The following is a 21048-nucleotide window of genomic DNA, read 5'->3' as shown; positions in this document are numbered from 1 at the left end:
AATCTTTCTCCTCGCGTAACGGGGTGAAGGCTCGGTGACATTAATATTGCAGTTCTGTTGCAGTGTGTCTTTTGTGCATGGGGTGTGGAAAAACGTGCGCCATCACCGTTCGGAGCTTGTGTCGCCAGCATTTTCATGAATGAGGCGACCCGCCACCCATGTGGCTTTCACGCAACGCTCATCCCCCAATGTCATCAATACGAAGAGCAATTCCTCAATGCTTGCGCAACGCTCCGTGCGGTAGCGCAGGAGGGGCGTGGCGCAGGGATCGAGCACGCACAGATCGGCTTCCATTCCGGGCGCAATCGTGCCGATCTGCGTGTCCAGTGACAGCGAGCGGGCGGCCCCGGCTGTCGCGAGCCAGAGCGCCTGCGCCGGATGCAGGCTTCGCCCCGTCAACTGCGCGACCTTGTAGGCTTCGCCCATGGTGCGGAGATGCGAAAGCGAGGTGCCGGCGCCAATGTCCGTGCCCAGCCCCACACGCACCGGGCGACGGCGATCGAGCGCGTCAAACACCCGAAACAACCCACTGCCGAGGAACAGATTGGATGTGGGGCAATGGGCAAGGGCAGAGTCCGTCTCGTGACAGCGGCAGAAATCGGTCTCCGTCATGTGAATGGCATGGCCGAACACCGAGCGCGGGCCGAGCAGTCCGGCGTGGTCATAGACATCCAGATAGGAGCTGCGTTCGGGGAAAAGGCGGCGCACGGTGGCGATTTCCTCCATGTTCTCCGCCAGATGCGTTTGCAGATACACGCCGTCATGCGTGCGCAGGAGATCGCCCGCCGCTTCGAGCTGTTCTGGTGTGCTGGTGATGGCAAAGCGGGGTGTGACGGCATAAAGCTGACGGCCTCGACCGTGCCAGCGGGCGATCAGGGCGCTCGACTCAGCATGGCCGCTGGCAGCTGTGTCGCGCAACTCGGCAGGTGCGTTGCGATCCATCAGCACCTTGCCGGCGATCATGCGGGTGCCTAGACGCTCGGATTCGGTAAAGAATGCGTCAACCGACTGGGGATGCACCGTGCAGTACGCGCAGGCTGTGGTGGTGCCTGCGCGCATGAGTTCACGCAGGAAGCGCCGGGCTACGTCACGGGCAAGCTGCGGGTCTGCAAAGGCGGCCTCGGCGGGAAAGACATAGCGCTCCAGCCATTGTGGTAGCTGCTCGCCCCATGACGCGATGACGGGAAGCTGGGGGTAGTGCACATGCGTGTCGATGAAGCCCGCCGAAATCAGTGCCTTGCCGTAAGACACGAGTGTCGTGTCGGGAGAAAGCCGATGGCGGAGTCGGTCGTAGGACCCCACGGCGTTGATCTGGCCGTTTTCCATCAGGATAAGGCCGTCCTCTTCGATCAACAGAGCGGAGGAGGGATCGGTTGCGAAAGGATCGGCGCGGAAAGTGACGATGCGTCCGCGCAGGGCGGTAGGGGCAGCAGACTTCACGGGCGGTCTCTTTCGGCTGAGGCTGGAGACGCGACGATAACGCGCATGTGTCACGGCATGGAATGCGGGGGTTCCATGCGTGGGCCTCCCATGGTCAGGACGATGGGGGCGGCTTATCGGTGAGGGAAAGGGGTGGTTCGATGGCCCGGCTCGTTCATCGAAGAAAGTAAGAGGCAACGGTGAAGAAGATCTGGCGGCGTCTGAATGCGCACGACACCTCCTCCGAGGGGCGGACATGGGGAGAGAAGGGAGTTCCCGATGAAGCGGTGGCCGCTCCGAAGGCGGCCCGCGAGACTGGCGGGAAGGATCAAGGGGACGCGAAGCGGATCACCACGCGGGAGGCGGTCCGGCGTTTCCGTGCGCACGCACTGGAAGACAAGACACATGACGATGTGGTGCGCGTGGGCGTGCATGACGCCATGTGGTCGGACCTTTATCATCACGCCCTGACCGCAAGCTGGGGTGCTTTCGTGGGTTGGGCCTTTCTGGCCTATGTGCTCATCAATCTTGCCTTCGCTCTGCTTTATGCCATCGCGCCGGGTGAGGTGAGCGGTCCGCACGCGCCCGATCTGGCGGATCTGTTCTTCTTCAGCGTGCAGACGCTCTCCACCATCGGATATGGCGTGTGGTCGCCCACCGGGACATGGACCAATTCCGTCGTCTCGGTCGAGGCGCTGCTGGGCATGATGATCAACGCGCTGGCCACGGGAGCCGTGTTCGCCCGTATCGCTCGCCCCAAGGCGCGGATCATGTTCAGCAATCAGGCGGTGATCTCGGACGAGAATGGCGTGTCCGCGCTGTGCATCCGGCTGGCCAACTGTCGCCGCAGCGTGATCCTGTCGCTGGATGTGGAGGTGGCGCTATCCCGCCTGACGGTCACGGCGGATGGTCATCTGGAGCGTCAGTTCGAGCCGCTGCTTCTGGTGCAGGCGCATGTGCCGGTGCTGCGTTTTGCCTTTGTGCTGGCGCATGTCATCACCGAGACAAGTCCGTTGCACCAGCACTCACTCAAGGAACTGGATTCGGAAGAGGCCGAGATCGTGGTGACGGTGACCGGCACGGACGAGGCCATGGGGCAGACCGTGTTTGCCCGGACGGCCTATGCGTTCGATCGTGTTCTGTGGAACCATCGCTTCGTGGACATCGTGCATACGCGGCCCAACGGCGGCATTGCCGTGGATTATTCCCGCTTCCACGATACCGAGGAACGCAAGCACGCGGAGGAGGATGCCCCGGTCGGCTGACGGCGGCTATACCAACGCCCTTACGATTGACCTTTTCGGCGGCAGCTAAATGGAGCCACCCCACCAAAGACCGTGACCTTGGGAAGCCGGGAGTCTGTGATTTCTGCCGAGGCGAGACAAACCCCAGTTTCCGAGAATGCTGGTATCAGTCGCATCCGCCCCAGCCACCCATGTCGCACAGAATGGTCCAGTGTTCAGGGGAGACCGGCACGACGGACAGGCGTGACTGCCGCACCAGAGCGAGGTCCGTGAGCGCAGGAGTGGCCTTGATTTCCGCCAGTGTTATCGGCCGAGGCATGGGGGCGACGGTTTTGACATCCACGCACACCCATGCGCCGGATTCGGCGGTGGGATCGGGATAGGCTTCCCGCGCGACTTCCACCACACCCACGATCTCGCGGCCCACATTGGAGTGGTAGAAGAAAGCGCGGTCGCCCTTCTTCATGGCCGCGAGATTCTTTTTGGCCTGATGGTTGCGCACCCCGGTCCAAGGCTCCACGTCGTTCGTGACCTGCTCATCCCATGAAAAGGCGTCCAGCTCGGACTTGATGAGCCAGTAGCCACGCGGCGCGGTGGTCATTCCGCGAGCGCTCCATCGCGGAACACCGTGCGCAGCGGGCGGACGATCACACTCTCGAACAGGTCCACCTTGGCGTAAGGATCGGCGGCGGCGAAACCCCGGGCGGTGGCGAGATCGTCCGCTTCCAGCATGACGATGCTGCCCGATGGCTTGCCGTCCGGTCCCATCATGGGGCCAGCGAACTGGATGCGCTCCGCATGGGATTTGAGATAGGCCAGATGGTCCGGACGGGTGGCCGAGCGGGTTTCGAAACAGCCGGGTTTGTCGGTGCAGATGATGGCGAACAGCATGAAAGAGGGCTCCGCGTTGACCAGAAGGAGGGCCGCCCATGCAGGGGGCGGGCCGTGTCAGGGACGCGATGATAGTGTAGGAGGAGCGCTCGCACGACCCCTGCCCGGTTTTGTGGCCGTCTTTCGCGCGCGCGGACGCTGCGCCATAAGGGGCGATCAATCCTTCGGGCTATTCCTTGCGGACGCCCCGACATGAACGGACGGAATTTGAGCGCGACGCCGACACTCACCGGACGGGCCGGAGCCCTGTTTCATCGCTATGCCAACCCCGGTCGCTTCCTGCGTCTGGGGGATCGGATGCAGCCGTGGCTGACATGGCCCGCGCTGGTGCTGACGCTCGTTGGGCTGGGCTGGGGGCTGTTCTTCTCCCCGGCTGACTGGCAGCAGGGGGATTCGGTGCGCATCATGTATGTGCATGTGCCCTGCGCGTGGCTGGCGTCCTCGGGCTATTTCGCGCTGGTGGTCTGTTCGGTGCTCTCGCTGGTGTGGCGGCATCCGCTGGCCGATCTGGCGGCGGTCGAGATCGGGCCGGTGGGTGCGTGCGTGACGGCAGTGTGTCTGGCGACTGGTTCCCTGTGGGGCAAGCCGATGTGGGGCACATGGTGGGTGTGGGACGCGCGCCTGACCTCTGTGCTGGTGCTGTTCTTTCTCTATCTCGGGCACATCGCGCTGATCCGTGCCTTCGACGATCCGCAGCGTGGCTACAGGGCGGCCGCCATTCTTGCGCTGGCAGGGGGCGTGGATCTGCCGATCATCAAGTTCAGCGTGCAGTGGTGGAACACACTTCATCAGCCCGACAGCATCACACTGACCGGTGCGCCCACCATGTCACACTCCATGCTCTGGCCGCTGGCCATCTCCACCCTTGGCTTCACGCTCGGTTTTGCCGCCATCGTGGTGGCGCGTCTGCGGGCAGGGGTGATGGAGAGTCGCATACGTGCGCTGCTGTCCAGCCCGCGTCGTGCGCGGGACGCGGCAACGGAGCAGGCGGCATGACGCATCTTCCCTACATTCTGGCGTCCTATGGCTTAGCACTGGGCGTGGCGCTTGTTCTCTCCATCGGTGCCGCGTTGCGTCTGCGACGGGATCGGGCGCGGTTGGCGTCGCTTGAGGCCGCGCGCGGTGGAACGCCCCGGCGCGGACAGGCCGGAGGTTCGGCATGAAACGCAAGACCCGTCGCCTGTGGCTGGTGATCGCCTGCGTGGTGGGCCTCGGCTCGGCCGCCGCGCTCACGCTCTCGGCGTTTTCGTCCAACATCCAGCTTTTCATGGCGCCCTCGCAGGTCAAGGCGCAGCCGCCTGCCACTGACCGCACGGTGCGGCTGGGCGGCATGGTTGTGGCAGGCTCCGTGCGCCGTGAGCGCCATGGCGAGACGCCGGTGAACATCTTTGACGTCACGGACGGTCAGGCCGCCGTGACCGTACGCTTCGAAGGCATCCTGCCCGACCTGTTCCGAGAGGGGCAGAGTGTGGTGGCTGTGGGTTCCATGGCTCCTGACGGCACGTTCACCGCGTCCGAGGTGCTGGCCAAGCACGATGAGACCTACATGCCCAAGGAAGTGGCGGAAGCGTTGCAGAAATCCGGCAAATGGGATCCGAAATTCGGGCCGCCACCCAATGCCGCAAGCTGGAACGCCATGACATCCAAGGATTCCAAGGCCGCGGGACAGACGCGGTGAGGGCGAATGTGTTGGTTGTGACGATGTGGTGCCGTTCGGGCTGGAGTGAAGCTGTATGAGTCCCGAACTGGGTCGTTTTGCGCTGGCGCTGGCCTGCGTGTTTGCTCTGGCGCAGGCCATCCTGCCGCTTCGTGGGGCGCGGAAGCGCGACCGCCGCCTGATGGCGCTCGCACCCGGCCTTGCCGTCGGGCAGTTGCTGGCGCTGGTGGCGGCGTTCGCCTGTCTGGTGAACGCGGCGGTGACGGATGATTTCTCGGTCGCCAATATTGTGGAGAACAGCGCGGTCTCCAAGCCGCTGCTCTACAAGATCACGGGCGTATGGGGGAACCACGAAGGCTCCATCCTGCTCTGGGCGCTCATTCTGGGGATCTGCGGCGCCGCCGTCGCCGGATTCGGGCGCAATCTGCCGTCCGCCCTGCGGGCGCGGGTGATTGCGGTGCTGGGCGGTGTGGCCGCGGGTTTCGAACTGTTCTGTCTCACCACCTCGGACCCGTTCGACCGTGTCTGGCCCGCCCCTCTGGACGGGCAGGGCATGAACCCGCTGTTGCAGGACCCCGGCCTCGCCTTCCATCCGCCGGTTCTCTACACGGGTTATGTCGGCTTTGCCGTGCCGTTTGCCTTTGCCATTGCCGCCCTGATCGAAGGGCGCGTCGATGCGGCATGGGGACGCTGGGTGCGGCCATGGGCGGTGGCGGCGTGGTCCTTTCTCACGCTGGGCATCGCGATGGGATCGTGGTGGTCCTACTACGTGCTGGGCTGGGGCGGTTACTGGTTCTGGGATCCGGTGGAAAACGCCTCTCTCATCCCGTGGCTGTCCGGTACGGCGCTGATGCACTCGGCTATCGTGGTGGAGAAGCGTGAGGCGCTGAAGATCTGGACCGTGCTGCTGGCCATCGGCACGTTCTCCTTCTCGCTTTCGGGCACGTTCCTTGTGCGTTCGGGCATTCTGAATTCGGTCCACGCCTTCGCGCAGGATCCGGCGCGCGGCATCTTCATTCTGGCGCTGCTGGGCGTGGTGATCGGCGGTTCGCTGGTGCTGTTCGCATGGCGCGCGCCGTCGCTCACGACGGGTGGCCTGTTCGCGCCGGTGTCGCGCGAAGGGGCGTTGGTGCTCAACAACGTGCTGCTGTGCTCGCTGTGTGCGGTGGTGCTGACGGGCACGATGTATCCGCCGTTCATGTCGCTGCTGTTCGGCAAGACGATCTCGGTGGGCAAGCCGTTCTTTGACGCCGCGACCATTCCGCTGGCCATTCCGCTGTTCATTTTCATGGGCTTCGGCCCGATGCTGCCGTGGAAGCGTGCGCAGCTCTGGCCGGTGATGAAACGCCTGTGGGCGGCGGCGCTGGCGACACTCGTGGCGTTTGCCGTGTCGCTCTTCGGTCTGTCGGGCGTGCTGCCCATCCTGTGCGCAACGGCGGCGGTGTGGGTGATCGGCTCCAGCGTGACGGATATCGCGGGGCGGATCGCGCTGTTCAAGGCGCCGCTGGCCCAGAGCTTCCAGCGGGCGCGTAACCTGCCGCGCGCGGTGTTCGGCACGGCCATGGCTCATGCGGGCGTGGGCGTGACGGTGCTGGGGCTGGCGGCGATGTCGCAGGCGCAGCACCGGATTGTGGAGGTGCATGTCGGGCAGACCGAGCACATGGCGGGGTATGACTGGACACTGACAGGCGTGAAGATGGCGCCCGGCCCGAATTACATGGCCATGGAAGGCACCATCGAAATCCGCCGGCATGGCCATCTGGTGACGGTGATGCATCCTTCCAAGCGCAGTTTCAACGCACAGAACCAGACGACGACGGATGTGGCGATCCACACCAACGGGCTGTCGGATCTGTATGGCGTGATTGGTGACAAGCACGGCACGGATGCGGACCCGACCTATGTGCTGCGGCTGCACTACAATCCGCTCGCCCCGTGGATGTGGTTCGGGGCGCTGATCATGGCGTTTGGCGGCGCGTTGTCGCTGTCGGATCGCCGGATGCGTGTGGGCGCACCGCGTCGCGCCCCTCTGGCTGGAACGGTGGCCGCACAATGAGCGATGAGCAGCAGCGCAACAATGTGACGCGGCGGCGTCTGATGATGGGCCTGCCTTTGGTGGGCGCCGGCGTATGCGGCGTGGCGTTCTGGAAGATGCTGTCGGGGATGCAGACCGGTGCGTTCAACCCGCATGACATCAACGCACCTGTGACGGGGCGGCCCGTGCCGGACTTCACGCTGGTGGATCAGCCGCCGGGGACAGGGTTTGCGGCGGCTGATCTGCGTACACTCAAAAGCCCGGTGCTGATCAATTTCTTCGCTTCATGGTGCATTCCGTGCATCGCGGAGATGCAGGCGCTGCTCGATCTGCAGAAACAGGTGCCGATTTGGGGCGTGGCCTACAAGGACAAGCCCGAGAACGCGGCGGGGCTGCTGAAACACGCTGGCAATCCGTATGCCCGTATCGGCAGCGACCGTGAGGGACGGGTGGCGATCGACTGGGGCGTCTCGGGCGTGCCGGAGAGTTTCCTGATCGCGCCGGGAGGCCTGATCGTCTGGCACAGCGCTGCCGGGCTGGACAATGAAGATGTGCGGACGAGCCTGAACGCTGCGCTGACGAAGGTGGCACGATGAGGAGCCTCGCGCGTCTGCGCTGCGTTCTGCCGCTTCTGGCGGTGCTGCTTGTCGCGGCTCCCATGGCGGCGCTGGCAGTGGACGATCCCGCTGAGATGCTGCCCGATCCGAGGGAAGAAGCGCGGGCGGAGGCCATCGGGGCGCAGTTGCGCTGTCTGGTGTGCCAGAACGAATCCATTGAGGACAGCAGCGCGGGGCTGGCGCGGGATCTGCGCAAAGTGGTGCGTGAGCATGTGGCCAAAGGCGAGAGCGACCGGCAGATCATCGACTGGATGGTGGCGCGCTATGGCAACTTCATTCGCCTCAGCCCACCGATCACCATCAGTACGTTGCTGCTTTGGGGCATGCCGCTGCTTGCGCTGCTCGTGGGTGTGATCGCGGCGCTGCGCGTGTTTCGTCGGCGTTCCACGCCCGAATCCGCGCCGTTGAGCGAGGAGGAGCGGGCGCGGCTGGATGAGGTGCGGCGTGATGCGTGAAGTCCGATCCATCAAGAGCGAGAAGACGACGGTATGATCTGGATGAGTTTTCTCGCGCTGGCGGTTATCACACTGCTGCCGGCTTTTCTGACATTGTGGCGCCGTGCGGTGGCGCGGGACGAGCGTAGCGCCGCGCTGGCGCTGCATGAGGCGCAGCTTGTGGAACTGGATCGCGATCTGGCGTCGGGGATGATCGCGCCTGCGGAACATATCGTGGCGCAGACCGAGATCCAGCGGCGCATTCTCGTGGCTGACCGCGCACCTGCGGACACGACCGAGCGGGCGAAACGCTGGGGCGTGGTGGTCGCGTTGATGCTGATCCCCGTAGTGGCGGTGGGGCTTTATCTCACAGGGGGGCATCCGGGCTTTCCGGCTCAGCCGCTGGCGCCTCGTCTGGAAGCGATCAAAGCGCGCGACGCCAAGGCCGGTGAGGCCATCGACAAGCTCAAGGCGATGTTGGCCACCATGGCGGCCGACGATCCCAGTCTGCGACAGGGCTATATCCTGCTGGGGCAGGCCGAGGCCGCGCGCGGGCATGACGCGGATGCCGCGACCGCGTGGCGCAAGGCTCTCGATCTCGGGTTTGCGCCCGATCTGGCGATCGAAGTGGCGGAGGAACAGGTCCGGGCAACCGGGCATATCAGTGCGGACAGCCTCGACCTTTATCGCCGTGCTCTCGATGCGGCTCCCAAGGATGCGCCGTGGCGGCAGGCGGTGCAGCAACGCATCGCGCAAGGTGAACACGAGCAGGAGCAACCCTGACATCGGAGGGTCGGGCCGGACACGGTGGGGTGATCCGGCTTGATCGCGGCGTCATTTGGCCCCTATGTGGCGGACACTCTGTGGAAAGCCCGGAACATGGATCAGACAGTCATAGCTCCGGCTCCCGTGGTGGAGCATGAGCGCGCGCATTTCCCCGAAGGTCTCACGCTCGATTGCGGGATGACGCTTGCGCCAGTGGAGATCGCCTATCGGACCTACGGCACGCTGTCGGAGGCCCGCGACAACGCCATTCTCATTTGCCACGCGCTGACGGGCGATCAATACGTGGCGGAGACGCATCCGGTGACGGGGCGGCGTGGCTGGTGGGAGCGCATGGTGGGGCCGGGACGCCCCATCGACACGGACCGTTTCTTTGTCATCTGCTCCAATGTGCTGGGCGGTTGCATGGGCTCGACCGGACCGCGCTCGCCACGTGGGGCGTCGGACGCGGAACCATGGGGCACGGAGTTTCCTCCCATCACCATCCGCGACATGGTGCGCGCCCAGCACGCTCTGGTGCGCAGTCTGGGGATCGAGCATCTGTTTGCCGTGGTGGGCGGGTCCATGGGCGGGATGCAGGTGCTGGAATGGGCCACGACCTATCCCGAGATGGTGAAGGCGGCGATGCCGATCGCGACATCCGCATTCCATTCGGCGCAGAACATCGCGTTCAACGAGGTCAGCCGTCAGGCCATCTTCGCGGACCCGGACTGGCACGGAGGGCGCTACTGGGAAGCGGGTGTCATTCCCGCGCGCGGCCTCGCCGTGGCGCGGATGATGGCGCACATCACCTATCTTTCGGAGGACGCGCTGACGCGAAAGTTCGGGCGACGTGTCCGCAAATCCGACGGCACGCCCAACCAGCCGTGCAGTGGTGGCTCTCTGTCGATGTTCGGTGAGATTTTCGAGGTCGAGTCCTATCTGCGGCATCAGGGGTCGAGCTTCGTGCGGCGGTTCGATGCCAATTCCTATCTCACCATCACCCGCGCGATGGACTGGATGGACATTGCCGCCGAGAGCGACGGCGATCTGGCAGATGCCTTTGCGGGCACGCGCACGCGGTTCTGTGTCGTGTCGTTCTCGTCCGACTGGCTGTTTCCCACCTCCCAGTCCCGCACGCTGGTGCGCGCGCTGATGCGGGCGGGGGCCAATGTCTCCTCCGTGGAGATCGAGACGGACAAGGGGCATGACGCCTTCCTGCTCGATGAGCCGGATTTCGACCGCACGGTGCGCGGTTTCCTCTCGGGTGTGGCGGAACATGCGGACCTGCCTGCACGGGTCAGGGGAGGAGCGGGCTGACATGCGGCTGGACCAAAGACTGATCGCGGGCATGATTACGCCCGGCACGCGGGTGCTGGATGTCGGCAGCGGGGATGGCTCGCTGATCGATCATCTCTACCGCACGCGCGGGTGCGACGCGCAGGGCATCGAGATCGACATGGGCGAGGTCACGCGCGCCGTGGCGCACGGATTGCCCGTGGTGCATGGCGATGCGGATCACGATCTGGCGCATTACCCCGACAACAGCTTCGACTATGTGGTGCTTCAGCGCACCTTGCAGGCTGTGGAGCGCCCGCGTGAGGTGCTGCGGCAGATGCTGCGCATCGGGGAACACGCCATCGTGTCCTTTCCCAATTTCGGGCACTGGGAATTACGGCTCAAGCTGCTGTTGAACGGGCGTATGCCCAACACGGCGGTCTGGAACACGCCGTGGTATGCCACGCCCAACATCCATCCCTGCACCATTCGTGACTTTCTCGCCCTCTGTCGGGAAGATGGCTACCGTGTCCATGAATGGATGGCAGTAGACGAAGAGGGCGAGCGCGCCCCATGGCGACGTTCCATCCGGTTGGCCAACCTGTTTGGCGAACAGGCGCTGTTTCTGCTGGGTAAAGGTCGCTCCGCCTCGCGTGGCGCTCGTCTGAAACGGTCGTGAAGAACACGCCGCAGACACTTCTGGTGGGCATCGACGGCGGTGCGAGCAAGACGGTTCTGCGGCTTGTCACGCCGAAGGGGCGCACGCTGAGCGAAGTGCGCGGCGGTCCGGCCAATATCGCGAGCGATACGGCGCAGGCCGTGAACTCCATCCGGGCTGCCTGTCAGGAGGCGCTCGCGCAGGCGGGGCTGTCAGCCGATATGGTGACGTCCGGTGCACTGCGACTGGTGGCAGGGGCTGGGCTGGCGGGGGCTGAGGTGAGCGGTTGCGCCGCACGCGTCCGGGCGCTCTGTCCCGAATTTGCCGAGATGGCCATTCGCACCGATGCCTTCACCTCCTGCCTTGGAGCACATGAGGGCAGAGATGGGGCCATTGTGGCAGTGGGCACTGGCACTGTCGGATTCGCGTTGCGTGGTGAGGAAACGCGCCGTGTGGGTGGATGGGGCTTCCCCCAGAGCGATGAGGGAGGCGGCGCGTGGATCGGGCTTGTTGCAATTCGTCACATGTTGAAGGTGGCAGATGGGCGGCGGTCGACCTCACGGCTTGCACGAAGGTTGCGGGCGCATCTTGCCCGGGAAGGGGAAAAAGACCCGCTTACGTGGAGTGTGGGGGCCACGGCGGCTGAGTTCGCCAGTGTGACGCCGTTAGTGGTGGCTTTGGCGCAGGAGGGAGAGGACGTATCGGGTCGTATTCTTGATGCGGCAGCAAGGGAAGTTGCTGAAATCGGGCGTGCCCTTCTTGCCGGAGCGCAGTGGGAAGCTCTGCCGCTGGGACTGGTTGGTGGGTTGGCGGAAACCTTGCTTTCCCGGTGGCCTGAAGAGATGTGTGGGCTGCCTTTTCTGCCGTCTGCTCATGCCATTGACGGGGCTGTCGCGATGGCGCGGAGTGTGGTCGGAAATCCCTAAGCTGAGAGGCAATCGCATATTGAACATCGTGGCAATTTCATGTATGTAAGATACTTGTTTTCCGGATACGGCCCATGAACTGGACGCAATGATCACGGCCGGAAGTCACCATATCCCATAGTGTGCACGTCCCGGTTGATTGCGGACCGGAAAGCCTGAGACCCATCCTGATAAGAGCGAAAACGCTCTGTTGTGGGTGGGATGTCGTGCCTCTCGGATCCCAAGATGACGTCGGGACAGACTCCCGACACTCCAGAACACACCCGGAGGTGTTTTTATCTGATGACCACGTTTGCCGACCTCCGGCTGGCCGAGCCGTTACTGAGGGCACTTGCCGAGGAGGGCTACACGCAACCGACCCCGATTCAGGCGCAGTCCATACCGCACCTGCTCGAAGGACGGGATCTTCTCGGGCTTGCCCAGACGGGCACGGGAAAGACAGCGGCTTTTGCCCTGCCCATTCTCCATCATCTTCTCACGCACCGGAAGCCGGCCGCGCCCAAAGGCGCGCGCACCCTGGTGCTTGCCCCCACGCGCGAACTGGCGTCTCAGATCGATGAGAGCTTCAAGGCCTACGCGCGCCACATGAAGTTTACCCACACCGTCATCTTCGGCGGTGTGGGACAGGGACGCCAGATCGAGGCCATGCGCCGCGGTGTGGATGTGCTTGTCGCAGCTCCCGGTCGTCTTCTCGACCTGATGGGGCAGGGCTATATCGACCTGCACGGCTTGGAAATCCTCGTCCTCGATGAGGCCGACCGGATGCTCGACATGGGCTTCGTGCGCGATATCCGCCGCATCGTGGCGTCGCTGCCGCGTGATCGTCAGACACTGCTGTTCTCGGCCACCATGCCGCAGAGCATCACCGAACTTGCGGGCAGCCTGTTGCGCGATCCGGTGACGGTGGAAGTGACGCCGCCGTCCAGCACGGTGGATCGCATCCGTCAGGCCGTGATGTTCGTGGAGCCGGACAAGAAAAAGGACGCGCTCCTGATGTTGCTGGAGTCGCCCAAGGTTGTCCGTGCGGTGGTGTTCACGCTGATGAAGCACGAGGCCAACAAGGTGGCCGAGTTCCTCAATCGCAATGACATCACGGCTGAGGCCATTCACGGCAACAAGTCGCAGGGCGCGCGTGAGCGGGCCATGGCGGGTTTCCGTGCCGGCACCGTCAAGGTGCTGGTGGCGACCGACATCGCGGCACGTGGTATCGATGTTGACGATGTGAGTCATGTCTTCAACTACGATCTGCCCAACATTCCCGAGAGTTATGTGCATCGTATCGGTCGTACGGCGCGTGCGGGACGTGAAGGCTGGGCCGTCTCCTTCTGCGATCCCGAGCAGCGCGCGTGGCTGCGCGACATCGAACGCACGATCGGCAAGGATGTTCCGGTGGTGCGCGATCATCCCTATCATTCCGATGTGGCCGAACACTCCAAGCTGCGTCCTCCCGTGCTGGGGGGAGGTGGCCGAGGTCGTGGCGGTGGCGGCGGTCGAGGTGGCCCGTCGGGCCGGGGTGGCGCCCCGGGAGGCGGCGGTGGTCGCAGTCGTGGACGCCGCGTCGTCGCGTGAGGCAAGATTATGCAGAAGGGCGGGGCCGTCAGGTCCCGCCCTTCTCATGTGACGTGACCGGAGCAGGACAATGAGCAGGACCACCCCCGCAACCGCATTTCTCCGGCGGCAGGGGATCACTTTCGAGACGCTTGAATATGAGTATGACCCTTCGGTCGGAAAACTCGGCGTGCATGCGGCGGCGGCTGTGGGAGAGCCGGAGGAGCGGGTCTTCAAGACGCTGATGGCCGAGGTGGACGGCAAGCCCGTCTGCGCCGTCATTCCCGTGGCGCGGGAACTCAGCATGAAAAAACTGGCGGCAGCTTTTTCGGGACGCAGCGCAGCGATGATGAAGCAGCCGGATGCCGAGCGGATCACCGGTTACAGACTGGGTGGGATCAGCCCTTTCGGGCAGCGTCGCGTGGTGCCGACCGTGGTGGCGCAGGAGGCGGAAAGCCTGCCGTGTATTCTCATGAACGGGGGCGGTCGGGGCATTCAGGTGCGTCTGTCGGTGGCCGATGCGCTGGCGGCGATGAAGGGACGGTTTGCCGATATTCTTGTTCCGCAGCGCATGCCGTGAGGTGAAGGCTGGACCAATGGAGACGGTTAGGTTGGGGAAAACCCGCTGTCGGGCGCGATTGCAGCGTGCCCGACCGGAAATCCCTGCCAGCCCCGGAGACCGTCCCTTTGACCGGCCAGAATTTCGATGCCTGCCTCGATTTCGTTCGTACTGCCGAGGGAGGGTACAGCGACGACCCCAAGGATGCCGGAAACTGGCTGCCCGATGACAAGGGCGGTCGCGGCACGCTGATTGGGAGTTGTCATGGCGTTTCGGCCGCTCTTCTCGCGGCATGGATGAAACCGGCGGTTCCGACGGCCGAGGATATGCGCACGCTCGATCTTGCCACGTTCGATGCGATTGCCCGCTCGCGCTTCTGGAATCCGCTCGGCTGTTCCGCGCTTCCGGCGGGACTTGACCTGATGGTGTTCGATTTCGGCTGGAACTGCGGCCTTTATCCTTCCGCTTCGCTTCTGCAGCGCATGGTCGGTGCAACACCCGACGGGCAGATCGGGCCCCGTTCACTGGCGGCATTGGCCAGCGTCACCATGGAAGACCTGCTCTCACAGTTGGATCCCGATGGTCTGTCCATCCTGCATGAGCGCCTCGGCCTGCCGCCCAGCAGCGGAATCGGTCCGGAAGTGCGGCGGGCCCTTGCGCGTCGCGACGGCATGGGACTGCTCATGGTGCTGGTGCTCTCAGGCATGCAGACCCGGGATTATCGCGCCAAGGTCGGCTTCCGGCGATGGGGCCGCGGCTGGCTGGCGCGCACGCGCCGGCGCACCGAAACGGCACTCGCAATGGTCAGTGCCGCCGCTGTGCGGGAGGCCGCGACACCCTCTTGGACCGGGCAGGCATGAGCGTGTGATCGCGCTTGCGTGATTGACCCCGCCTCCCGATCGTCGTCATGATGGGAGAATGACAGGATCACAGCCCGGCGCCGCTGCAACCCTCGCGCCATTTCTCGAACGGAAGGCGGACGGGGAGCAGCCCGTCTCGCCGGAGATACGGTCTCTGCGCACCCGGACGCTGGCCTGTGAACTGGGGGGCGAAGCCGCTGTCTGCGCGGCAGCCGCCATGATGCAGGACAGGACGACTGTTGTGGACAGCAGCGCGCGCTTTCTCGAAGGGCTTGTGGCGTTGTGGAAGGATCAGGGCGTGGATCCCGACACGATCTGGAACGAACTGCATGCCCGGATCGAGATGGGCGAACTCAGCCTGAAGCTCAGCCTTTTGCCGGGGCGTCCGAAAATGGCGCGCAAGAGGCCCTGGCGTGTGGCGACGAGCAAACTTCCCTGATTGCCCTCTCTTCGACGGTGACAGCCAGCAATCCGCAGTGGCATAAGCCTCCCGATGCAGGCGGCTGAGCGTTTCCTTTTTCCTAAGTCCTATTCCGGCGCTGCGGACGCAGAGGCGGCAACGCGCTGATGTCCGCGTCCGATTGGTATGCCCATACAGCGGTGCAGTACGTGCCCGATTGGGCCACGATCGGCGGGGCCGCAAACGCTGCGGCTCACGCTGTCGCCGTCAATCCGTTGGGTGCGCCCGCCGTGGTGGTGGAAGTCGTGCTCGTGGTCTCGCTACTGCTCGGGCTGCGCAAGGGGCTGTCGCGCGCCGTGCTGGGATTGGGCGGCTGGGTGGCGGCCCTGCTGGCAGCGCTGGCGTGGCACCATGCGGCCCGGCAATGGGCCATTCCCACCGTGCAGCCGGCGGAACTTGCGGAGAGCGTGGCGTTCGGCGTGGTGTTCCTCGCTGTGCTTCTGGGATGGGCGCTGGCGTCGTCGTGGGTGGCGCGGCTCATTCTTGCCTCCCCGCTGGCGGGCGTGGACCGGCTATTGGGTGGCGTGTTCGGACTGGTGAAGGGGGGCGCGCTCATCGTGGCGTTGTACATCGCCAGTGGATGGGTGCTTTCCAGTGTGGCGAAAACCTCATCCTTCTCCGATGAAACGCGGCCGATGGGTGGAATCGCGTCGGCTGCACCCTATATTGCCCCTTGGATGTCGAGATTTGCTCCGACGGGCCTTGCGCAGGGCGACCGCCCGCGTCATGACCTCCGCAAGCCGGAAGCGCCCGGCAATGCTGACCCTGATTGACCCCTGCACGTTGAGGCCGACCCGTCCGGAGGAGACGCGGGGGGAGAAGGATGAAGATCGAATGTCCGTAAGGCTTTCCCTGTTCCCTGAGAATGACAAGTTCCAGGAGGAATGCGCCGTCTTCGGAGTGTGGAATGTCGCTGACGCCGCCGCCATCACGGCGCTCGGCCTGCATGCGCTCCAGCACCGTGGACAGGAGGCATCGGGCATCGTCAGTTATGACGGCCACAAATTCTCTTCGCATCGCGGCCTTGGACTGGTGGGCGACGTGTTCCACGATCCGCGCGTCATGGCGGCGCTGCCGGGAAGCTGTGCTGTGGGGCACAACCGCTACTCCACCACGGGCGACACGCTGCTGCGCAATGTGCAGCCTTTGTTCGCGGAGTTCGAGTTCGGCGGTTTGGCGGTCGCGCATAATGGTAACCTGACCAACGCCCACGCCATTCGCCGCGCTCTGATCCGTCGCGGCTGCCTGTTTCAATCCACCACGGACACGGAAGTGTTCATCCACCTGATCGCCATCTCGCTCTACGCGACGGTGGAGGACCGCCTGATCGACGCGCTCAAGCAGGTGCAGGGCGCGTATTCGCTGGTGGTGATGTCGCGCGACTGCGTGATGGGTGTGCGCGACCCGCTGGGCGTCCGTCCGCTGGTGTTGGGCCGCCTGCCGGGCGCAACGGATGACGCGACGGGCTGGGTGCTGTCTTCGGAGAGTTGCGGACTCGACATCGTGGGCGCGGAGTTCGTGCGCGACGTGGAGCCGGGTGAAGTCGTCATCATCGACAAGAGCGGCGTGCGCTCGGTACGTCCGTTCGCTCCCGAGCGTCCGCGGTTCTGTGTGTTCGAATACATCTATTTCGCCCGTCCCGACTCGGTTCTGGATGGCGTGGCCGTCTATGACGCACGCAAGCAGATCGGCGTGGAACTGGCGCGCGAAAGCGCGGTGGAAGCCGATGTGGTGGTGCCGGTGCCGGATTCCGGCGTGCCATCCGCCATGGGCTATTCGCAGGAAAGCGGCATTCCCTTCGAGTTGGGCATCATCCGCAACCACTATGTCGGTCGCACCTTCATCGAGCCCACGGATCAGATCCGTAACCTTGGCGTGCGGATGAAACATTCGCCCAACAAGCCGGTGCTGGAGGGCAAGCGCGTCATTCTCGTGGACGATTCCATCGTGCGCGGCACGACCTCGCGCAAGATCGTGGACATGGTGCGTGCCGCGGGCGCTGCCGAGGTGCATCTGCGCATTTCCTCGCCGCCCACGAAACATTCCTGTTTCTATGGCATCGACACGCCCGAGCGCTCCAAGCTGCTTGCCGCCCAGCACGACCTGCCCAAGATGGCGGAACTTCTGGGTGTGGACAGTTTGGCGTTCATCTCCTTCGATGGCCTCTATCGTGCCCTTGGGCATGAAAAGCGTGACGCGACGCGCAGCCGTTATTGCGATGCCTGCTTCACCGGGGATTATCCCATCAAGCTGGTGGACCATGATGCCGAGTGCGGCGTGGGTACCGCCTGAACCGGAACATGGATTTTCCGTGCGTCGCATGGAGGACGTACGGAAAAATTCATCCTTTCAGGTGAGCATGACAGCATGGGTGTGCAGGGTCTGGACGCTGCGGAAAGAATGTCCGATATCGCAGGGGTTTGTCTCATTGCCCGTCTGCTGAGGTTTCGGGGCCGGACGGGCTGAAAAAGATCGGATCATGGTGGTTGATACAGCGGAAACCGAAGCGACTTACCTGACGCTTCCAATGGAAAAGACTTCCGACTTCACGTTGGAGGATTTCGCGCACGATCATCAGGCCATGAATTATTACCACAAGCATGGCGCGGCGACTGTCGAACATGCTTTTGCGCTGGCCAATATCCTGCATATGCACAAGCTGGTGCGGGAAGCGGCCTATTTTTATGGCCTTGCCTTCAACCTCCATTCCAAACATCCGCGCGAGTATCCGCTGGCGTCCTCGTTGCTTCAGGCGCGCCTGCTGTGCATGCTCAAGGCCGGTCTGACCCCGCCCGACGATGAGCTTGAGCAACTTGAGCGGTTGTCCAAACCCATTCATGACTACATCTGCGGCATCATGGTCGCGTGGCGACAGCACGACCCCAAGGGCGGACTGGAGCGCATGGGCAACTGCTTCGAAGCCTTCCACACGGGTGAGGAAGTGGACGTGCTTTATCTGGAGACGGCGCTCTCCGTTCTGCCCGAGCCGAAAATGCCGGCGCGTCCTCCCGAAGAGCAGACCATTCCCCCTTCCATTTACATGTACTGGGACAGCAACCGCCCCGAGGAAGTCGAACAGAATCTCGCCTATCATCGCGAGGAACTGGAAGCCTTCGATGTCCGTATGTTCGACCGCGACGATGCCGCCCAGTGGCTCTATGAGCGCTACGGGCGGGAGGCGCAGGATCTGTTTCTGAATGCCCGCCACCCGGCGGAAGCGGCCGATTTCCTGCGTGTGCATGTCATTCAGGAACTGGGGGGCTGGTGGCTGGACGCGGACATTCGCATCACCGCGCCCGAAGAGCTGGAAGCGCTCGCGGTGAAAAAGCCCTCTCACGTCTTCTTCGTGACCGACAATTACTACGTTCACAACGATTTCTTCGGCAGCCGCCGCAACAGCCCGATTCTGGCGGACTGCATGCTGTCGCTCTACCGCAACAGCTACCTCTTCAAGGATCTCTACATCGCCTACAAAACCGGTCCGGGCGTGTTCAATCGCGCCCTGAACCGCAAGCTCCACACGGCGTTCAGCACGGGTCAGCCCTTTGAACGTAGCGTCATGGTGCTGCGGTCGCCCGAGTTCGACAGCATCATTGCGGACATGGACATGGCCTATAAGAAGGACGGCAACTGGCACGCGGCCGGTTGACGCCGGCCTTCCCGGCACGGCCCTGAGTTTGTGCCATGCTGTCAAACGGTGCTGCGTGTCCGTGCCTTATTGGGTGAGCGCGCGAGGCTGACGCCTGCTGTTTTTCCGGCTATAGCCCCCATATGAAACGTGGCCGCACGCCAAGGCCATCACGTCCAGAGCGAAAGAACACGAGACATGCCCGCCTACCGCTCCCGCACCACCACCCATGGCCGCAACATGGCCGGCGCCCGTAGCCTGTGGCGTGCGACGGGCATGAAGGACGGCGATTTCGGCAAGCCCATTATCGCTGTGGCCAATTCCTTCACCCAGTTCGTGCCGGGCCATGTCCACCTCAAGGATCTGGGCCAGCTCGTGTGCGGTGCGATCGAGGAGGCCGGCGGCATCGGGCGCGAGTTCAACACCATCGCGGTCGATGACGGCATCGCCATGGGCCATGGCGGGATGCTCTACAGCCTGCCTTCGCGCGAGCTGATCGCGGACGCTGTGGAATACATGGTCAACGCCCACGCGGCTGACGCGCTAGTGTGCATCAGCAACTGCGACAAGATCACGCCCGGCATGCTGATGGCGGCCATGCGGCTGAACATCCCTGTCGTGTTCGTCTCCGGCGGCCCGATGGAGGCCGGTCATGTGAAAGAGGGCGAAATCGACAAGGCCGTCGATCTCGTCACGTCCATGGTCGCGGCCGCCAACCCCAATGTCACGCAGGACGAGTCCGACACCATCGAGCGCTCGGCCTGCCCGACCTGCGGCTCCTGCTCGGGCATGTTCACCGCCAACTCCATGAACTGCCTGACCGAAGCGCTGGGCCTGTCGCTGCCGGGCAATGGCAGCCTTGTCGCCACCCACGCGGACCGGCGCGAACTGTTTCTCAAGGCCGGTCGCCTGATTGTGGATCTGGCCAAGCGTTATTACGAGGGTGGAGACAGCCGCGTCCTGCCGCGTTCCATCGCCACGTTCGAGGCGTTCGAGAACGCCATGACCGTGGACATCGCCATGGGTGGTTCCACCAACACCGTGCTTCACCTTCTGGCTGCGGCCCATGAAGGCGAAGTGCCGTTCACCATGGCGGACATTGATCGTCTGTCGCGCCGCGTGCCGAACCTGTGCAAGGTCGCTCCGTCCAAGGCCGATGTGCACATGGAAAACGTCCACCGTGCGGGCGGTGTGCAGGCCATCCTTGGCGAACTGGACCGCATGAACCTGCTGCACCGTGACGTGCCGATGGTCCACGCGGCCACGCTGCATGACGCGCTCGCGCAGTGGGACATCGTGGGTGAGACCGCCACGGATGAGGCCAGAACATTCTACCGCGCAGCTCCCGGTGGTGTGCGGACGACGCAAGCGTTCTCGCAGGCCAGCCGCTACAAGGAGCTGGACCTCGACCGCGAGAAAGGCGCCATCCGCAAGGGCGACCACGCTTTCAGCAAGGAAGGCGGTCTGGCCGTGCTGTACGGCAACATTGCCGAAGACGGCGCCATCGTGAAAACGGCGGGTGTGGCGGAGGGGCTGCTGACCTTCTCCGGCCCCGCGCGCGTGTTCGAGAGTCAGGACGCTGCCGTGTCCGCCATTCTTGGTGATCGCATCAAGGCCGGTGACGTGGTGGTGATCCGCTACGAAGGACCGAAGGGTGGGCCGGGCATGCAGGAGATGCTGTATCCCACCAGCTACCTCAAATCGAAGGGGTTGGCGGAGTCCTGTGCGCTGATCACGGATGGACGCTTCTCGGGCGGAAGCTCGGGTCTGTCGATCGGCCATATCTCACCGGAAGCAGCGGAGGGCGGCGCAATCGGGCTGATTCAGGATGGCGACATCATCGAGATCGACATTCCCAACCGCGTACTGAAAACGGCAGTGGCGGATTCTGAAATGTCGGCCCGTCGCGTCCGTATGGACGATCTGGGTGATGCGGCATGGAAACCCGCGCGGGATCGCGTGGTGTCCACGGCGTTGCAGGCCTACGCCGCGCTGACGACGAGCGCGGCGCGGGGTGCTGTGCGGGATCTGGGGCAGATTGTGCGACGTGTGGCGCGATGAGGAAAGCGGGG

22 protein-coding genes are annotated in these 21048 nt (G+C 64.0%); 19 read left to right on the top strand and 3 right to left on the bottom strand.

Features of this window, described 5'->3' with window-relative positions; all coding sequences use genetic code 11:
- Nucleotides 1-102: 102 nt before the first annotated feature.
- Nucleotides 103-1440, bottom strand: a complete 1338-nt coding sequence (guaD, locus tag GOB87_RS06840; RefSeq protein WP_264805984.1) for a guanine deaminase — start codon at nt 1438-1440, stop codon at nt 103-105.
- 266 nt (nt 1441-1706) lie between these two features.
- Between guaD and GOB87_RS06835 the strand changes: the two genes are divergently transcribed.
- A complete protein-coding gene (locus GOB87_RS06835; protein ID WP_373320713.1) occupies nt 1707-2684 on the top strand; it encodes an ion channel in 978 nt (325 codons plus the stop codon).
- Between the two features lie 145 nt (nt 2685-2829).
- Here the strand turns inward: GOB87_RS06835 and GOB87_RS06830 are convergent, their stop codons facing one another.
- A complete protein-coding gene (locus tag GOB87_RS06830) occupies nt 2830-3264 on the bottom strand; it encodes an EVE domain-containing protein (RefSeq protein WP_166314142.1) in 435 nt (144 codons plus the stop codon).
- On the bottom strand, nt 3261-3554 hold the full coding sequence (locus GOB87_RS06825) for a YciI family protein (protein WP_166314139.1): 294 nt from the start codon (nt 3552-3554) through the stop codon (nt 3261-3263). Before GOB87_RS06825 ends, GOB87_RS06830 begins: the two co-directional genes overlap by 4 nt.
- Before the next feature lie 207 nt (nt 3555-3761).
- On the opposite strand from GOB87_RS06825, the gene GOB87_RS06820 reads away from it, so the two are divergent.
- The 18 genes from GOB87_RS06820 to ilvD all read left to right on the top strand — a co-directional run bounded on the left by GOB87_RS06820 (nt 3762) and on the right by ilvD (nt 21037).
- The gene (locus GOB87_RS06820; protein WP_166314293.1) at nt 3762-4550 is read left to right on the top strand and encodes a heme ABC transporter permease; all 789 of its coding nucleotides are present in this window, start codon (nt 3762-3764) and stop codon (nt 4548-4550) included.
- Complete coding sequence (locus GOB87_RS06815; RefSeq protein ID WP_166314136.1) at nt 4547-4717, top strand: heme exporter protein CcmD; 171 nt, start codon at nt 4547-4549, stop codon at nt 4715-4717. Before GOB87_RS06820 ends, GOB87_RS06815 begins: the two co-directional genes overlap by 4 nt.
- Nucleotides 4714-5232: a cytochrome c maturation protein CcmE gene (ccmE, locus tag GOB87_RS06810; RefSeq protein ID WP_166314133.1), complete on the top strand. Its 519-nt coding sequence runs from the start codon at nt 4714-4716 to the stop codon at nt 5230-5232. The genes GOB87_RS06815 and ccmE overlap by 4 nt, the downstream gene beginning before the upstream one ends.
- Nucleotides 5233-5287: 55 nt before the next feature.
- On the top strand, nt 5288-7267 hold the full coding sequence (locus tag GOB87_RS06805; protein ID WP_166314130.1) for a heme lyase CcmF/NrfE family subunit: 1980 nt from the start codon (nt 5288-5290) through the stop codon (nt 7265-7267).
- Nucleotides 7264-7842: a DsbE family thiol:disulfide interchange protein gene (locus tag GOB87_RS06800; protein ID WP_166314127.1), complete on the top strand. Its 579-nt coding sequence runs from the start codon at nt 7264-7266 to the stop codon at nt 7840-7842. The genes GOB87_RS06805 and GOB87_RS06800 overlap by 4 nt, the downstream gene beginning before the upstream one ends.
- A complete protein-coding gene (locus GOB87_RS06795; protein ID WP_166314124.1) occupies nt 7839-8318 on the top strand; it encodes a cytochrome c-type biogenesis protein in 480 nt (159 codons plus the stop codon). Before GOB87_RS06800 ends, GOB87_RS06795 begins: the two co-directional genes overlap by 4 nt.
- Before the next feature lie 33 nt (nt 8319-8351).
- Complete coding sequence (gene ccmI / locus GOB87_RS06790; RefSeq protein ID WP_166314121.1) at nt 8352-9080, top strand: c-type cytochrome biogenesis protein CcmI; 729 nt, start codon at nt 8352-8354, stop codon at nt 9078-9080.
- A gap of 96 nt (nt 9081-9176) precedes the next feature.
- A complete protein-coding gene (gene metX, locus GOB87_RS06785) occupies nt 9177-10379 on the top strand; it encodes a homoserine O-acetyltransferase MetX (RefSeq protein ID WP_166314118.1) in 1203 nt (400 codons plus the stop codon).
- Nucleotide 10380: 1 nt separating this feature from the next.
- The gene (gene metW, locus GOB87_RS06780) at nt 10381-11016 is read left to right on the top strand and encodes a methionine biosynthesis protein MetW (protein ID WP_166314115.1); all 636 of its coding nucleotides are present in this window, start codon (nt 10381-10383) and stop codon (nt 11014-11016) included.
- A complete protein-coding gene (locus tag GOB87_RS06775; RefSeq protein ID WP_166314112.1) occupies nt 11013-11921 on the top strand; it encodes a BadF/BadG/BcrA/BcrD ATPase family protein in 909 nt (302 codons plus the stop codon). Before metW ends, GOB87_RS06775 begins: the two co-directional genes overlap by 4 nt.
- A gap of 282 nt (nt 11922-12203) precedes the next feature.
- The gene (locus tag GOB87_RS06770) at nt 12204-13490 is read left to right on the top strand and encodes a DEAD/DEAH box helicase (RefSeq protein ID WP_166314109.1); all 1287 of its coding nucleotides are present in this window, start codon (nt 12204-12206) and stop codon (nt 13488-13490) included.
- A 70-nt stretch (nt 13491-13560) separates the two neighbouring features.
- Complete coding sequence (gene ybaK / locus GOB87_RS06765; RefSeq protein ID WP_166314106.1) at nt 13561-14049, top strand: Cys-tRNA(Pro) deacylase; 489 nt, start codon at nt 13561-13563, stop codon at nt 14047-14049.
- A gap of 107 nt (nt 14050-14156) precedes the next feature.
- Nucleotides 14157-14888, top strand: coding sequence for a glycoside hydrolase family 108 protein (locus GOB87_RS06760; RefSeq protein WP_166314103.1), 732 nt, complete (start codon nt 14157-14159; stop codon nt 14886-14888).
- A gap of 58 nt (nt 14889-14946) precedes the next feature.
- Entirely contained in the window at nt 14947-15327 is a 381-nt protein-coding gene (locus tag GOB87_RS06755; RefSeq protein WP_166314100.1) for a phosphoribosyl-ATP pyrophosphatase, read from the top strand.
- Between the two features lie 128 nt (nt 15328-15455).
- Entirely contained in the window at nt 15456-16121 is a 666-nt protein-coding gene (locus GOB87_RS06750; RefSeq protein ID WP_166314097.1) for a CvpA family protein, read from the top strand.
- Nucleotides 16122-16182: 61 nt separating this feature from the next.
- Nucleotides 16183-17640: an amidophosphoribosyltransferase gene (gene purF, locus GOB87_RS06745; protein WP_166314094.1), complete on the top strand. Its 1458-nt coding sequence runs from the start codon at nt 16183-16185 to the stop codon at nt 17638-17640.
- A 187-nt stretch (nt 17641-17827) separates the two neighbouring features.
- Entirely contained in the window at nt 17828-18997 is a 1170-nt protein-coding gene (locus GOB87_RS06740) for a capsular polysaccharide synthesis protein (protein ID WP_242006211.1), read from the top strand.
- 177 nt (nt 18998-19174) lie between these two features.
- Entirely contained in the window at nt 19175-21037 is a 1863-nt protein-coding gene (ilvD, locus tag GOB87_RS06735; RefSeq protein WP_166314091.1) for a dihydroxy-acid dehydratase, read from the top strand.
- Nucleotides 21038-21048 lie beyond the last annotated feature (11 nt).

This window comes from Acetobacter estunensis, from assembly GCF_011516945.1.
Lineage (GTDB): Bacteria > Pseudomonadota > Alphaproteobacteria > Acetobacterales > Acetobacteraceae > Acetobacter > Acetobacter estunensis.
The sequence above is the reverse complement of the archived record's forward strand: the minus strand, read 5'-3'. Positions and strand labels throughout refer to the sequence as shown.

What these genes read in the sequence shown, in the direction of transcription:
- GOB87_RS06830 (WP_166314142.1), bottom strand. Translation starts at nt 3,264, where the DNA reads ATGACCACCGCGCCGCGTGGCTACTGGCTCATCAAGTCCGAGCTGGAC.
- GOB87_RS06825 (WP_166314139.1), bottom strand. Translation starts at nt 3,554, where the DNA reads ATGCTGTTCGCCATCATCTGCACCGACAAACCCGGCTGTTTCGAAACC.
- GOB87_RS06815 (WP_166314136.1), top strand. Translation starts at nt 4,547, where the DNA reads ATGACGCATCTTCCCTACATTCTGGCGTCCTATGGCTTAGCACTGGGC.
- ccmE (WP_166314133.1), top strand. Translation starts at nt 4,714, where the DNA reads ATGAAACGCAAGACCCGTCGCCTGTGGCTGGTGATCGCCTGCGTGGTG.
- GOB87_RS06805 (WP_166314130.1), top strand. Translation starts at nt 5,288, where the DNA reads ATGAGTCCCGAACTGGGTCGTTTTGCGCTGGCGCTGGCCTGCGTGTTT.
- GOB87_RS06800 (WP_166314127.1), top strand. Translation starts at nt 7,264, where the DNA reads ATGAGCGATGAGCAGCAGCGCAACAATGTGACGCGGCGGCGTCTGATG.
- GOB87_RS06795 (WP_166314124.1), top strand. Translation starts at nt 7,839, where the DNA reads ATGAGGAGCCTCGCGCGTCTGCGCTGCGTTCTGCCGCTTCTGGCGGTG.
- ccmI (WP_166314121.1), top strand. Translation starts at nt 8,352, where the DNA reads ATGATCTGGATGAGTTTTCTCGCGCTGGCGGTTATCACACTGCTGCCG.
- metX (WP_166314118.1), top strand. Translation starts at nt 9,177, where the DNA reads ATGGATCAGACAGTCATAGCTCCGGCTCCCGTGGTGGAGCATGAGCGC.
- metW (WP_166314115.1), top strand. Translation starts at nt 10,381, where the DNA reads ATGCGGCTGGACCAAAGACTGATCGCGGGCATGATTACGCCCGGCACG.
- GOB87_RS06770 (WP_166314109.1), top strand. Translation starts at nt 12,204, where the DNA reads ATGACCACGTTTGCCGACCTCCGGCTGGCCGAGCCGTTACTGAGGGCA.
- ybaK (WP_166314106.1), top strand. Translation starts at nt 13,561, where the DNA reads ATGAGCAGGACCACCCCCGCAACCGCATTTCTCCGGCGGCAGGGGATC.
- GOB87_RS06755 (WP_166314100.1), top strand. Translation starts at nt 14,947, where the DNA reads ATGACAGGATCACAGCCCGGCGCCGCTGCAACCCTCGCGCCATTTCTC.
- GOB87_RS06750 (WP_166314097.1), top strand. Translation starts at nt 15,456, where the DNA reads ATGTCCGCGTCCGATTGGTATGCCCATACAGCGGTGCAGTACGTGCCC.
- purF (WP_166314094.1), top strand. Translation starts at nt 16,183, where the DNA reads ATGTCCGTAAGGCTTTCCCTGTTCCCTGAGAATGACAAGTTCCAGGAG.
- GOB87_RS06740 (WP_242006211.1), top strand. Translation starts at nt 17,828, where the DNA reads ATGGTGGTTGATACAGCGGAAACCGAAGCGACTTACCTGACGCTTCCA.
- ilvD (WP_166314091.1), top strand. Translation starts at nt 19,175, where the DNA reads ATGCCCGCCTACCGCTCCCGCACCACCACCCATGGCCGCAACATGGCC.